Annotated in this window: 11 protein-coding genes and 1 pseudogene; all 12 read right to left on the bottom strand. The window is 62.8% G+C overall.

Annotated elements, in window-relative coordinates; genetic code table 11:
- Positions 1-55: 55 nt before the first annotated feature.
- A pseudogene (locus AB4O23_RS02930) lies at positions 56-681 on the bottom strand (class I SAM-dependent methyltransferase).
- Between the two features lie 84 nt (positions 682-765).
- Positions 766-1,410, bottom strand: coding sequence for a methionine ABC transporter permease (locus AB4O23_RS02925; protein WP_058424826.1), 645 nt, complete (start codon positions 1,408-1,410; stop codon positions 766-768).
- A complete protein-coding gene (locus AB4O23_RS02920) occupies positions 1,400-2,515 on the bottom strand; it encodes a methionine ABC transporter ATP-binding protein (protein WP_135196892.1) in 1,116 nt (371 codons plus the stop codon). Before AB4O23_RS02920 ends, AB4O23_RS02925 begins: the two co-directional genes overlap by 11 nt.
- Positions 2,512-3,327, bottom strand: coding sequence for a MetQ/NlpA family ABC transporter substrate-binding protein (locus AB4O23_RS02915; RefSeq protein WP_017526070.1), 816 nt, complete (start codon positions 3,325-3,327; stop codon positions 2,512-2,514). The genes AB4O23_RS02920 and AB4O23_RS02915 overlap by 4 nt, the downstream gene beginning before the upstream one ends.
- 79 nt (positions 3,328-3,406) lie before the next feature.
- Complete coding sequence (locus tag AB4O23_RS02910) at positions 3,407-4,759, bottom strand: LLM class flavin-dependent oxidoreductase (RefSeq protein WP_460062122.1); 1,353 nt, start codon at positions 4,757-4,759, stop codon at positions 3,407-3,409.
- Positions 4,759-5,952 (bottom strand): SfnB family sulfur acquisition oxidoreductase, encoded by a 1,194-nt coding sequence (locus AB4O23_RS02905; RefSeq protein WP_017526068.1) that lies wholly within the window; start codon positions 5,950-5,952, stop codon positions 4,759-4,761. Before AB4O23_RS02905 ends, AB4O23_RS02910 begins: the two co-directional genes overlap by 1 nt.
- Before the next feature lie 40 nt (positions 5,953-5,992).
- On the bottom strand, positions 5,993-7,234 hold the full coding sequence (locus tag AB4O23_RS02900) for an SfnB family sulfur acquisition oxidoreductase (protein ID WP_217855615.1): 1,242 nt from the start codon (positions 7,232-7,234) through the stop codon (positions 5,993-5,995).
- A gap of 187 nt (positions 7,235-7,421) precedes the next feature.
- Positions 7,422-8,198, bottom strand: a complete 777-nt coding sequence (locus AB4O23_RS02895) for a hypothetical protein (protein WP_068936896.1) — start codon at positions 8,196-8,198, stop codon at positions 7,422-7,424.
- 329 nt (positions 8,199-8,527) lie between these two features.
- The gene (gene tcyN, locus AB4O23_RS02890) at positions 8,528-9,274 is read right to left on the bottom strand and encodes an L-cystine ABC transporter ATP-binding protein TcyN (RefSeq protein ID WP_460070153.1); all 747 of its coding nucleotides are present in this window, start codon (positions 9,272-9,274) and stop codon (positions 8,528-8,530) included.
- A 3-nt stretch (positions 9,275-9,277) separates the two neighbouring features.
- Complete coding sequence (gene tcyL / locus AB4O23_RS02885) at positions 9,278-9,943, bottom strand: cystine ABC transporter permease (protein WP_017526065.1); 666 nt, start codon at positions 9,941-9,943, stop codon at positions 9,278-9,280.
- On the bottom strand, positions 9,943-10,737 hold the full coding sequence (gene tcyJ / locus AB4O23_RS02880; protein WP_460062117.1) for a cystine ABC transporter substrate-binding protein: 795 nt from the start codon (positions 10,735-10,737) through the stop codon (positions 9,943-9,945). Before tcyJ ends, tcyL begins: the two co-directional genes overlap by 1 nt.
- A 218-nt stretch (positions 10,738-10,955) precedes the next feature.
- Positions 10,956-11,951 carry a D-cysteine desulfhydrase gene (locus tag AB4O23_RS02875; protein WP_065876628.1) on the bottom strand — a complete coding sequence of 332 codons (996 nt, stop codon included), beginning with the start codon at positions 11,949-11,951 and terminating at the stop codon, positions 10,956-10,958.
- Between the last annotated feature and the right edge of the window lie 67 nt (positions 11,952-12,018).

Below are 12,018 nucleotides of genomic sequence, written 5' to 3'. Positions count from 1 at the left end.
GCTGACCCACCGCTATCGGGGGCAAGCCCCCTCCCACATTTGGAATGCATTGTCTCTAGGGTTTGCGCCACACGCTGGCCAACCACGGCTGCTGCTCGCGCGGTAACCCGGCGGGCCGATAGTAGTGCTCCAGCTCCACAAACCCGGCCGTTGTCAGCAGCGCCTGCCACGCCGCAAGATCGTGGTAAGAGCCATACCGCGGCCCATTCCAGCCTTCGCTGTTATCACCCCGTGGGTTGGAGCTGAACAGCACGCCGCCAGGCTTCAACGCGCCATGCAGTTGCTGGAGCACACGCGGCAGTTCCTGCTTGGGAATATGGAACAGCACCGCGTTGGCGAAGATCCCGTCGAAGCGTTCGGCCGGCAACTCCAGCTTCAGGAAATCTTGCTGGTAAACCTCGCAACCGCTGTCTTCGCGCGCCATCTGCGCAAAGCGCTCGGAGCCGTCCAGGCCACGGCGATGTGGCCCATGCGCGTGAAGGTCTGCAGGTCCCGCCCCGGCCCGCAGCCGAAATCCAGCACGGTAAACGGCGGCGTGCCCTGGAGATGCCGCAGCAGCGCATCGATGTTCTGGCTCACATCGTGATCGCGTGTGCCTTCGCGAAAGTCCTCGGCCACTTTGTTGTAGTGGCCAAGGGTGGTGGAGGTGATCTGGTGGAGGTCATCGGGCTTGAGGGTCATGACGGGCAATACCGAATACGGAGATGGCCCGACTATACCTTGAGCAGGCTTGCCCCGCGCCGGTTGCGTGGCAACCCTCGGGGCTCAGCGCTTGTTCAGCACCCGCGCCAGGCGATCACCGCCCAGTTGAATCACCGCCACCAGCGCCACCAGCAGCACGATCACCGTGAGCATGATCTGCGTATCAAAGCGCTGATAGCCATAGCGATAGGCAATGTCGCCCAAGCCACCGGCGCCAATTGCCCCGGCCATGGCCGAGGAGTTGATCATGGTCACCAACGTGATGGTGAACCCGCCGACAATCCCCGGCAGCGCTTCAGGCAGCAACACATGCCAGATGATGTGCCAGCGCCGGCAACCCATGGCCTGCGCGGCTTCGATCAGGCCGTGGTCGACCTCGCGCAGGCTCACCTCGGCAATGCGCGCGAAAAACGGCGTAGCGGCGATGGTCAGCGGTACAACCGCCGCCCACACGCCATAGGTGGTGCCGACGATCAGGCGGGTGAACGGGATCAGCGCCACCATCAGGATCAAGAACGGGATGGAGCGGAACAGATTGACGAACGCGCCCAGCACGCGGTTCAACGCCGGTGCCTGGTAGATGCCGCCCTTGTCGCTGGTGACCAGGAACACCGCCAGTGGAATCCCCACCAGCAACGCGATCAACGACGACACACCGACCATCAACAAGGTGTCGATGGCGCCCTGTACCAAACGATCAAACCACATAGCCCAGCACCTCCACCTGTTGTGCCCAGTTCGCGGCGCGTGTGCGCAGCTCGCCGGCGGTGTGACTCGAGCCACTCACCGCCAGCAGCAACTGCCCCAGTGCATGCCCCTGGATACGTTCCACGCCGCCTTGCAGTAAACGCACGCGCCCGCCGAGGGCGCTGAACAGCGCGGCCAGGTCCGGCTCATCGCGGCTGCTGCCGGTGAGCTGCAAGCGCAACACCACGGCCGCGTCAGGCGACGGCGCAGCGGCGTGCAACCGGCTTTGCAGCTCTTGCGGCAGCCCGTGTTGCAGTGGTGCCAGCAGGGTTTTACTGACTTCATGTCGGGGGTTGCCGAACACTTCCCACACCGGGCCTTGCTCGACGATGCGCCCGTGCTCCAGCACCACCACGCGGTCGCAGATGTCGCGGATCACCGCCATCTCGTGGGTGATCAGCACGATGGTCAGGCCCAGGCGCCGGTTGATCTCGCGCAGCAGGTCGAGAATCGACTGGGTGGTTTCCGGGTCCAGCGCCGAGGTGGCTTCGTCGCACAGCAGAATCTCAGGGTCGTGCACCAGCGCGCGGGCGATGCCCACCCGCTGTTTTTGCCCGCCGGACAGCTGCGCCGGGTAAGCCGTGTGTTTGTCCTGCAAGCCCACCAGCTCCAACAGCTCGCGCACTTTTTGCTCGCGCTGGGGCTTGGGTACGCCGGCGACCTTGAGCGGCAGTTCGACGTTCTGCCATACCGTCTTGGCCGACATCAGGTTGAAGTGCTGGAAGATCATGCCGATACGCCGACGCAGCGCCACCAGGTGGTCTTCGTCGAAGTCGCCGATGTCCACCTGATCGATCAGCACCCGCCCGCTGCTGGGTTGCTCCAGGCGGTTGATGGTGCGGATCAGCGAGGACTTGCCGGCGCCGCTGCGGCCGATGATGCCGAACACCTCGCCGCGCTGGATCGCCAGGTCGATGCCTTGCAGGGCATGCACCTGGCCGTCATAGGTCTTGCCCAGGTTGATAAAGCGCACATGGGCGCGGTTCAGGTCCGGGTGCAGTTCAGTCTGTTCGGCGTCCCTGGGCGCTGTGCCCAGGTCGCGCAATTGGGCGTTGGCGGCGCTCATTTTTTAGCTTCCCAACCGACCTGGTAGAGCTTGCCCAGGGATTTATCCAGCGCTGCGCGTACCACCGGCGAATGCTGGTAGATGTCGACGAACTTGATCACGCGCGGGTCGGTTTTGCTCTTGGGCTGGATCACGAACTGGATCACGTACTCCGGGTGGTCGAGGCCGTCGAACAGCAGCGCCGATTCCGCGTCGAAGGTCTTGGACAGGCGGATATACGCTGGGTAGCCCTGCACCAGGTCGGCGTCGTCATAAGCGCGCACCAGTTGCACGGCTTCCACTTGCAGGATCTTGATCTTTTTCGGGTTGGCCACGATGTCTTCTTCGGTGGCTTTGTAGCCCACGCCCGGCTTGAGCGTGATCAGCCCCGCCTTGGCCAGCAGTTGCAGGCCGCGACCGCTGTTGATCGGGTCGTTGGCGATGGCCACGCTGGCGCCTTCGGGCAGGTCGTTGAAGCTTTTGTACTGCTTGGAATACAGCCCGACGTTGTTGATGATGCCCGGCGCGTACGGCACCAGATCAAACCCGGCGGCGGCCTTGGCGTTTTCCAGGAAGGGTATGTGCTGGAAATAGTTCACGTCGATATCGCCGGCCGCGAGGCTGACGTTGGGTGCGATCCAGTCGGTGAATTCCACCAACTCGACCTTGAGGCCTTGCTTGCCGGCTTCTTCTACGGCGGCCTCCAGCGGAATCGCGAAGGCGGCGGTGGTACCGACCTTGAGCGGCGCGTCGGCGGCGAACACGGCCGAGCTGAGCAGGCCGAAGGCCAGGGCCAGTGCTTTGACTGGGTTATTGAGGTATGTCTTTTTCATAGTGGGTTTCCAGTCATGAGGTATTAGGACAAACAATGCAGTTCCAGTGTGGGAGGGGGCTTGCTCCCACATTTTTCGATCAGTGTCGGTAGGTGGAGCCGGTGTGTTGTTCGGGTAGTCGCGCCGTGCCGTGGAAGACTTTTTCGCGCAGCGTTCCCTGCGCATATTCGGTCTTGTACGACCCTCGCCGCTGCAACTCCGGCACCACCAGGTCGATAAAGTCCACGTAGCTTTCCGGCGTGACGATGCGCGTCAGGTTGAAGCCATCCAGGCCGGTTTCGCTGATCCAGGACTCCAACTCATCCGCCACCTGTTCGGGCGAGCCCACCAGGGTGATATAGCGTCCGCCCAGGGCGTGCTGGTCGAGCAATTTGCGCCGGGTCCAGTCGTTGTTCTGCAGGTTCTTGGTGGCCGACTGGATGGCATTGCTCTTGACGTACTGGATCGGTTCGTCCAGCGCGTATTGGGCAAAATCAATCGCGGTGGACGCGGAAAAATGCGCCACCCCGGCTTCGGCACTGGCGTAGCTCAGGTACTCGGCGTGCTTGGCCCAGGCCAGTGCCTCGGTGGCGGCGACGATGACGTTAAGGCCCATGAACACCTTGATGTCGTCCCGGTTGCGCCCGGCCTCGACCGCGCTGGCGCGCACCTTGTCCACCTGCACTTTGGTCGCGGCCTTGTTCTGCCCGCTGATGAACACGCACTCGGCATGCCGCCCGGCGAACAGCAAACCGCGCTCCGAACTGCCGGCCTGAAACAACACCGGCGTACGCTGCGGCGACGGCTCGCACAGGTGATAACCCTGCACCTGATAGAACTCGCCGTGATGCTGCACCTTGTGCACCTTGCCCGGCTGCGCGTAGACCCGTTGCGCCGGGTCGTTGATGACGGCGTCGTCTTCCCAGCTGCCTTCCCAGAGTTTGTACAACACCTGCAGGTACTCATCGGCCTGATCGTAGCGCCGGTCATGCTCGACCTGCTCGGTAAGGCCCATGGCCTTGGCCGCGCTGTCGAGGTAGCCGGTGACGATGTTCCAGCCCACCCGGCCACGGCTCAGATGATCCAGCGTGGACATGCGCCGGGCGAACAGGTACGGCGGCTCGTAGGTGAGGTTGGCGGTGAGGCCGAAACCGAGGTTTCGGGTGACGGCGGCCATGGCCGAAACCAGCAGCAACGGGTCGTTGACCGGCAGTTGGATCGACTCCTTGAGCGGCACGTCGATGGCGTTCTGATAGACGTCGTACACGCCGACGATATCGGCGATGAACAAGCCATCGAACAACCCGCGCTCAAGGATTTGCGCCAGTTCGGTCCAGTACTCGATGGTTTTGTACTGGGTGGAGGTGTCCCGTGGGTGGGTCCACATACCGTGGTTGATGTGCCCGATGCAGTTCATGTTGAAGGCATTGAGCAGGATCTTTTTCTTTGCCATCAGATCGTCCCCCGCAGCGGCGGGTTTTCATCGTTGAGGTAGTAATTGCCCACCGCGTGGTATTTCCAGCGCACCGGGTCGTGCAGGGTGTGTACGCGGGCGTTGCGCCAGTGGCGGTCCAGGCCGTGCTCGGCCAGGGTCGCCTGGCTGCCGGCGAGTTCGAACAGAGTGCTGCCGGCGGCCAGGGAAATCTCGGTGCTCAAGGCGCGGGCTTCGGCCACGGCAACCGAGGCGGCGGCGACGGTGTGGGCGTTGCTGTCGGCTTGGGCCTGGTCAACAAACTCACCGGCGCGCTCCAGCAAGGCTTCGGCGGCGTGCAGGCGAATGCTCAGGTGGCCGAAGCTCTTGAGCGTCAGCGGATCTTCGGTGGCCTTGTCGCTGCCGGCATCGATCCACGGGCGGGTTTTGGTGCGCACAAAGTGCAGCGCATCTTCAAACGCGGCGCGGGCGATACCGGTGTCGATGGCGGCATGGAGGATCTGCGCCAGCGGCCCGACGGTGGTCGGGCGTTCAAAGGCGCTCTGGAAGGGGATCACGTCGTGGGCGGCGACCCACACGTTGTCGAACACCACCGAGCCGCTGCCGGTGGTGCGCTGGCCGAAGCCGCTCCAGTCGTCGATCACTTCCAGGCCGGTACTGTCGCGGGGCACAAAGGCCAGTTGCTGCACGCCGTGTTCATCCACCACCGAGGTCGGAATGCGTTGCGCGTAGATCGCCCCGGTTGAATAGAACTTGCGACCGGTGATGCGAAAGCCGTCGCCGTCGCGGGTGATGCGCGTGACGCGGTCGTGAGCGGTCTTGGTGCCCAGTTCCGCAAGGGCATTGCCAAAGCGCCGGCCGGCGAGTACCTCGGCGTACAGGCGCTGTTGCTGCGCCGGGCTGCCGTTCACGCGCAGCACTTCTAGGGCATAGAAATGGTTTTGCGGGATCTGCCCCAACGAGGCGTCGGCCTGGGCGATCAGCGCGATGACCTTGGCCAGCGTGACGTTGGACACGCCGGCGCCGCCGTGTTGTTTTGGCACGCTGATGCCCCACAGGCCGGAGCGGGAAAACGCATCTAGCTCCGGCCAGGGCAGGCGGCGTTCGCGGTCGCGCTGGGCGCTGTCGCGGCGCAGGTCTTCGGCGAGATCGCTGGCGACAATAAGGGCTTGTTCGTCGCTGGTGATAACCGCGACGTTTGCAGAGAAAGTCATAGGTGTTCTCCAGAATCTCGTGGAAAAGTGTTCTGGTCGGTCAGATCCAGGAGTGGCGAGCCGGCAACGTGCCGTTCAACCGATAGGCGCCGATCGCGTGATACTTCCAGCGCACCGGGTCGTGCAGCGTGTGTACCCGCGCATTGCGCCAGTGACGGTCGAGGTTGAATTCGGCGAGGGTGGCGCGGCTGCCGGCCAGTTCGAAGAGCTTTTCGCTGACCAGCAACGAGACCTCGGTGGTGAGCACCTTGGCCTCGGCCACGGCGATGGACGCGCGGGCGGCCGACTGCGCGGTGATCGGCGCGGCGCTGACCTGGTCCAGTACCTGACCGGCCTTGCGCAGCAGCGCTTGGGCGGCGTGCAGTTCGATGGTCAGCTTGCCGATGTCGGCGATCACATACAGGTCATCGCTGGCGCGTTCGACCTTGGCGTCGACCCATGGGCGCGAGCGTTCACGCACGAAGGCGAGGGTGTCGTCGAGGGCGCCACGGGCGATACCTGCGTCGATGGCGGCCTGGATCAATTGGGACACCGCGCCCTGGATGTTCGGGCTTTGGCCGATGCGCCAGTTGTCGACCACCAGTTCGGCGCTCACCGGCACCTGGTCCAACATTACGGTGCCGCTGGCGGTGGTGCGTTGGCCGAAGCCGGACCAGTCATCCACGATGCGCAGCCCTGGGGTGCCACGGCGTACAAAGGCCATGACCTGCCGGCCGTCATCGTTCAGCGCCTTGATCGCCACCCAATGGGCAAACAGTGCGCCGGTGGAGTAGAACTTCTGGCCGCTGACCACATGACCGTCGCCCTTGGCGGTGATGCGCGCCTTGAGTTCCAGGGTGTTTTTGGTGCCGCGCTCGGGGCCGCCGTTGCCGATGCGCCAGCCGTCCAGCACGCTCTGGAACAGCTGCTTTTTCTGGCGCTCGGTGGCTGCGCCCTGCAACAGGTGCAGGATGCCGAAATGGTTCTGCGGGATCTGCCCGAGGGCCGGGTCTGCCGCGCTGATGATCGCGAACACCTCGGCCAGGGTCACGAAAGACACTTGCGGGCCGCCGTACTCGCGGGGAATGGAAATACTGCCCAGCCCGCTGCGGGTGAACTGTTCGACCTGCGCCCACGGCAATTGGCGTTGCTGGTCGCGCTGGGCGGCCTGCACACGTGCAGCCTGGGCCAGCGCATGGGCTGCGTCGAGCGCCTCTGCATCGTTGCGCAGCACGGCGGCCGGCAACAGCAGGGGCGCGATATCCAGATCATTCCGGGGGGGTGTTAGAGCCAAGTTAGACATCAGCGCCGCTCCTTGGCTGCACGTAATGCCCTGGCGTTATGCACCGGGGTAATCCTGACCATACCGACCTCGCATTCAATGAAATAAAAACAGAAAAATCAGAGATGTCCGGTGGTCCGGTGCATATACCCTAAGCTTGTTAAATATTTAAATAAACTAACTTTTGGGAATATGCATAGAAGAGCCGTTACCCAGGTTCGCACGGCGAGCCGAGGGGCCGTGGTTGATAGGTCAATGCCGTCTTGGCGGTGTGGGGGGGGGTGCAGGCGGCGATACGTAACGTGCGTGCCGGCGCCCAGCGTGAATTATTGCCGACGCGATCCAGAATGCAGTACGTGACCTCGATGCGGCTGTCGTCCCCGCCTTCGACAATCACCGCCGACGGCACCCAGACCTGCACCGGCAGGCCCACCGTCTTCGCCTGGATCCGCGGCAGGTCCAGGCGCACATCGCCCCAGCGCAGGGTGATGGCATCGCCGCTGCTCATGTTCAGGTAGGGCTCGATGGTCAGTGGGATTCCACGCCGCGCCTGGCGCTCGTTGACGCCGTAACGGCGGATGGTCTCGGGCAGGCCGACCGGTGCAAGGTTCTGGTTTTCATCGCTGTACAGCGCCATCGGCTGGCCGCCTGGGAAGTTGGTCTTGACCCGTACCGTGGTCACTGCCGAACGCGACGGGCCGTGACCGATCCGCATGACCTGGTAGCGAACCTGTGCCAGGCCGTCCAGCACAAAGCTTTGCGGAACCCGCAGGTGGGTGGGTGCGCCGACCTTGCCCGCGCTCACCCGTCGTGAGGCGGCGAAGCAGTTGTTCCAGAACAGCTCGATCAGGTCGCCTTCGTCCATGCCGGGGTAAGGGGCGATGTCCACCAGCAGCTGTGCGGCCGCCAGTGCGTTGATGCCTTGTCGACTAGCTTGGGGCAGGATTGGGGCGGTGAGTATTGCCTCGGTTGCAGTGCGCGTCATAAGTCATCTCCTTGATGCAGCCAGCAGCAATCGTTCCGGCCCGTGGGCGCGGGTGCGCCGGGAGCTGGAAGGAACGATTTCAGTGAGTAGCCGGGATAGGATCCAATCCTCTGGGCGCTAGATAAGAGGGTTTGCCGCAAGGCGTCAATGGCGGCAAAGGGCTAAACGGCGGGTCGGAGAAGATTCAGAAGGGTCTGACTGGGAGGGGGGATTTTAAGACGGTGCTGGCGGTGTGTTTTACCTGAGGGTTCGCCGCATGCCTGTAGGCCCTGTGACAAGGGAGCAAGCTCCCTTGTCACAGGCCGGTGTGCTGCCTGGTTGCAACGGTATCAGTGAGCCAGGAATTTGCTCAGGAACTGTCGGGTGCGTTCTTCCCTGGGGTTGGCGAACAACGCCTTGGCATCGCCCTGTTCGACGATCACGCCCTTATCGAAAAAGATCACCCGGTTGGCCACGTCGCGGGCAAAGCTCATTTCGTGGGTGACGATGACCATGGTGCGATTCTCTTCGGCCAGGCTGCGGATGGTCGCCAGCACTTCGCCGACGAGCTCCGGGTCCAGCGCCGAGGTGGGCTCATCGAACAGAATCACCTCAGGCTCCATGGCCAGCGCCCGGGCAATCGCCACACGCTGTTGCTGGCCGCCGGACAGGCGCCGTGGGTAGGCGTCTTCCTTGCCTGCCAGGTCGACCCTGGCCAGCAGCTTGCGTCCCAGGGCGATAGCGTCTTGGCGTGGCATCTTCTTGACCACGGTGGGCCCTTCGATGACGTTTTCCAGCGCGGTGCGGTGCGGGAACAGGTTGAAGTTCTGGAACACAAAACCCACGTGCTGGCGCAAGCGCCGCACCAGGCTTTGTTGTTGGTTGAGCGGTTTGCTGCCGTCGATCTGGATGTCGCCCACCTTGATGCGACCGCTGGTGGGTTCTTCGAGGAAGTTCAGGCAGCGCAGGAAGGTGGTCTTGCCGGAACCGCTGGGGCCGATGATGGCGACGACTTCGCCTGCCTTGACCTCAAGATCGATACCGTTGAGCACCACCTGACCGTTGAATTGTTTGGTCAGCTTTTCCACCACGATCATGCTTCAGGACTCCAGGTCATGCCGGTTGACCCGGTCTTCCAGACGATTTTGAAAATGCGCCAGGATGCTCGCCAGCACCCAGTAGATCAGGGCTGCGGACAGATACATGGTGAAAATTTCGAAGGTGCGCGCCGACACCAGTTGCGCCTGGCGAAACAGCTCGGGCACCTGGATGGTCGCGGCCAGCGCCGTGTCCTTGACCAGCGAAATAAAGCTGTTGCCCAACGGTGGTAGGGCGGTGCGCATGGCCTGCGGCAGGATGGCCCGGCGCAGGGTCTGCGCGCGGGTCATGCCGATACTGGCCGCGGCTTCCCACTGGCCACGCTCGATGGAGGCGATGGCGGCCCGCAGGATTTCACAGGCGTAAGCGGCCATGTTCAGCGAAAAACCGATCATGGCAGCCGGAATCGGATCCAGCTCGATGCCCACTTGCGGCAAGCCGTAGTAGATCAAAAACAGCTGTACCAGCAAGGGCGTGCCGCGAAAGAACGACACGTAGACCCGGGCGGGCAAGCGCAGCAGCTTGAAGCGCGACAGACGCATCAAGGCCAGGCCGAAGCCCAGCAGCAAGCCGAAAAACATCCCGCCAAGGCTAAGAATCACCGTGTAATACGCGCCCTTGAGCAAAAAGGGCGCGGAGTCCAGCGCGAGTTGGAAACCTGCTTCCATTATTGAGTGACGTCAGCGTTGAAGTACTTCTCGGAGAGCTTCTTCAAGGTGCCATCGGCGCGCAGCTTGTCGAGGGCCTTGTTCACCGCGTCCAGCAGTTCAGGCTCGCCTTTGCGCAGGGCGATACCGGATTCCTGACGCGAGAAGGCGTCGCCGGCGGCGGCCGTGTCTGGGGCTTTCTTGGCGTATTCCAGGGCGGCCAGGCGGTCGATCAGGATGGCGTCAATGCGGCCGATGCGCAGGTCCTGAAATTTGGTCGGGTCGTCGTTGTAGGTCTTGATGATGGCTTTGGGTTGGTTGTCCTTGAGCCATTGTTCATAGTTGGTGCCCAGGCCTACGCCGACTTTCTTGCCGGCCAGATCGTTGGCAGTCTTGATCGTGTCGACGTTTTTCTTCAGCACCAGCGCCTGGATGCCGGAAACGGTATAGGGCTTGGAGAAGTCGTACTTCTTCTTACGCTCTTCAGAGATGGTGACTTGGTTGACCACCGCGTCCAGGCGCTTGGACTCCAGGGCAGCGAGGATGCCGTCCCATGGCGTGGCCTGCAGCTTGACCTTCACACCCAGCTCTTTGGCCAGGGCTTCGGACAGCTCCACTTCGAAACCGCTGAGCTTGCCGCTTTCATCGACGAAGCTGAACGGTGGGTAGGTGCCTTCCAGGCCAATCTTGATCTCGCCGGCCTTTTTGATAGTGGCCAGTTGTTCGCCGGCAACCGCTTGGCCCAGCCAACCGGCGCCCAGCGCCAGACCCAAAGTGCCAACCAGCAACGTGCGACGCAATACAGAAATAGTCATGAGAGCCCCTGTGTTTTTTATGTTGAGCGAAGCAGGTGACGCAGTAGGTCGTATCCTGCCTTAAAGCGCGAAGCGCGTCTTGGCCTTCGGCGCGATGATAAAGGCGGTTTTTAAGACTTGAAAATAATATAAATCTTAATTCATATTCCATTTCTGAATATGTGTTGGGTCTAATGTGGGAGGGGGCTTGCCCCCTCCCACATTCAGCCCGCGTTTATTCAGTTGAAAACTGAGTTGTACGCAAACAACGCCGGCGCCCCGCCGGTGTGCAGGAAAATGATCGGCCCGTCTTCAAACCGCTGACGCCCGATGCCATCGAGCAGACCGGCCATGGCCTTGCCCGTATAGACCGGGTCCAACAGCAGACCTTCCTGGCTGGCCAAAAGTTTGATCGCGGCCAGGGTGCCGGCATTCGGCTCGCCGTAGCGGGGCCCGAAGTATTCGTCCCACAGAATCACCTTGAACGCGTCGGGGATGCCCACGCCGAGCAACTCGGCCGTGCGCTCGGCCAGGCCCTGCACTTTCGGGCGCTGGGCTTCGTCGGTGCGCGACACGGTGATGCCCACCACCGGCAGGTTCGGCAGCGCTTCGCTCAACGCCAATGCCAGGCCGCTGTGGGTGCCGGCGCTGCCGGAGGCCAACACCACGGCAGCGAATTCCAGGCCGCTGTCTTCGATCTGTGCGGCCAGTTCCAGGCCCGCGCGCACGTAACCCAGGGCGCCGAGCGCATTGGAGCCGCCGATGGGCACCAGGTACGGCTTCTTGCCGTTGCTGCGCAGGCGGTCGGCGAGGGCATTGAGCTGGTCGTCGACGTTGTCGAGGTTCTCTACCAGTTCGACCTTGGCGTCGAACAGTTCCAGCAGCAGGCGGTTGCCATTGCCGAGGTAGTTGGGGTCTTCGGTAGCGGTAGGGTTTTCCAGCAGGGCGGCGCAGCCCAGGCCGAGCCTGGCGGCCAGCGCGGCGGTTTGGCGTACGTGGTTGGACTGGATGGCGCCGGCGGTCACCAAGGTATCGGCGCCCTGGGCGATGGCGTCGGCCGCCAGGTATTCGAGTTTGCGCAGTTTGTTGCCGCCCATGGCCAGTGGCGTGGTGTCATCGCGCTTGACGTAGATGTCCCGGCCCAGCCAGGTCGACAGCCGTTCGAGTTTTTCCAGGGCAGTGACGCCGCCCAACAGGTCCAGACGGTTAAAGCGGTCGAGCTGTTGCTTGATCATGGCTACGCACGGTTGCTGAAGGGATGAAGCGACTATAGGCAGGCACTTTTCATCGGGCAACCGTCAA

The organism is Pseudomonas sp. H2_A10, assembly GCF_054680085.1.
The sequence above is the reverse complement of the archived record's forward strand: the minus strand, read 5'-3'. Positions and strand labels throughout refer to the sequence as shown.

Coding starts and splice junctions, on each gene's coding strand:
- AB4O23_RS02900 (WP_217855615.1), bottom strand. CDS start 7,234: ATGTCTAACTTGGCTCTAACACCCCCCCGGAATGATCTGGATATCGCG.
- tcyN (WP_460070153.1), bottom strand. CDS start 9,274: ATGATCGTGGTGGAAAAGCTGACCAAACAATTCAACGGTCAGGTGGTG.
- AB4O23_RS02910 (WP_460062122.1), bottom strand. CDS start 4,759: ATGGCAAAGAAAAAGATCCTGCTCAATGCCTTCAACATGAACTGCATC.
- AB4O23_RS02915 (WP_017526070.1), bottom strand. CDS start 3,327: ATGAAAAAGACATACCTCAATAACCCAGTCAAAGCACTGGCCCTGGCC.
- AB4O23_RS02905 (WP_017526068.1), bottom strand. CDS start 5,952: ATGACTTTCTCTGCAAACGTCGCGGTTATCACCAGCGACGAACAAGCC.
- AB4O23_RS02895 (WP_068936896.1), bottom strand. CDS start 8,198: ATGACGCGCACTGCAACCGAGGCAATACTCACCGCCCCAATCCTGCCC.
- AB4O23_RS02925 (WP_058424826.1), bottom strand. CDS start 1,410: ATGTGGTTTGATCGTTTGGTACAGGGCGCCATCGACACCTTGTTGATG.
- AB4O23_RS02875 (WP_065876628.1), bottom strand. CDS start 11,951: ATGATCAAGCAACAGCTCGACCGCTTTAACCGTCTGGACCTGTTGGGC.
- tcyL (WP_017526065.1), bottom strand. CDS start 9,943: ATGGAAGCAGGTTTCCAACTCGCGCTGGACTCCGCGCCCTTTTTGCTC.
- tcyJ (WP_460062117.1), bottom strand. CDS start 10,737: ATGACTATTTCTGTATTGCGTCGCACGTTGCTGGTTGGCACTTTGGGT.
- AB4O23_RS02920 (WP_135196892.1), bottom strand. CDS start 2,515: ATGAGCGCCGCCAACGCCCAATTGCGCGACCTGGGCACAGCGCCCAGG.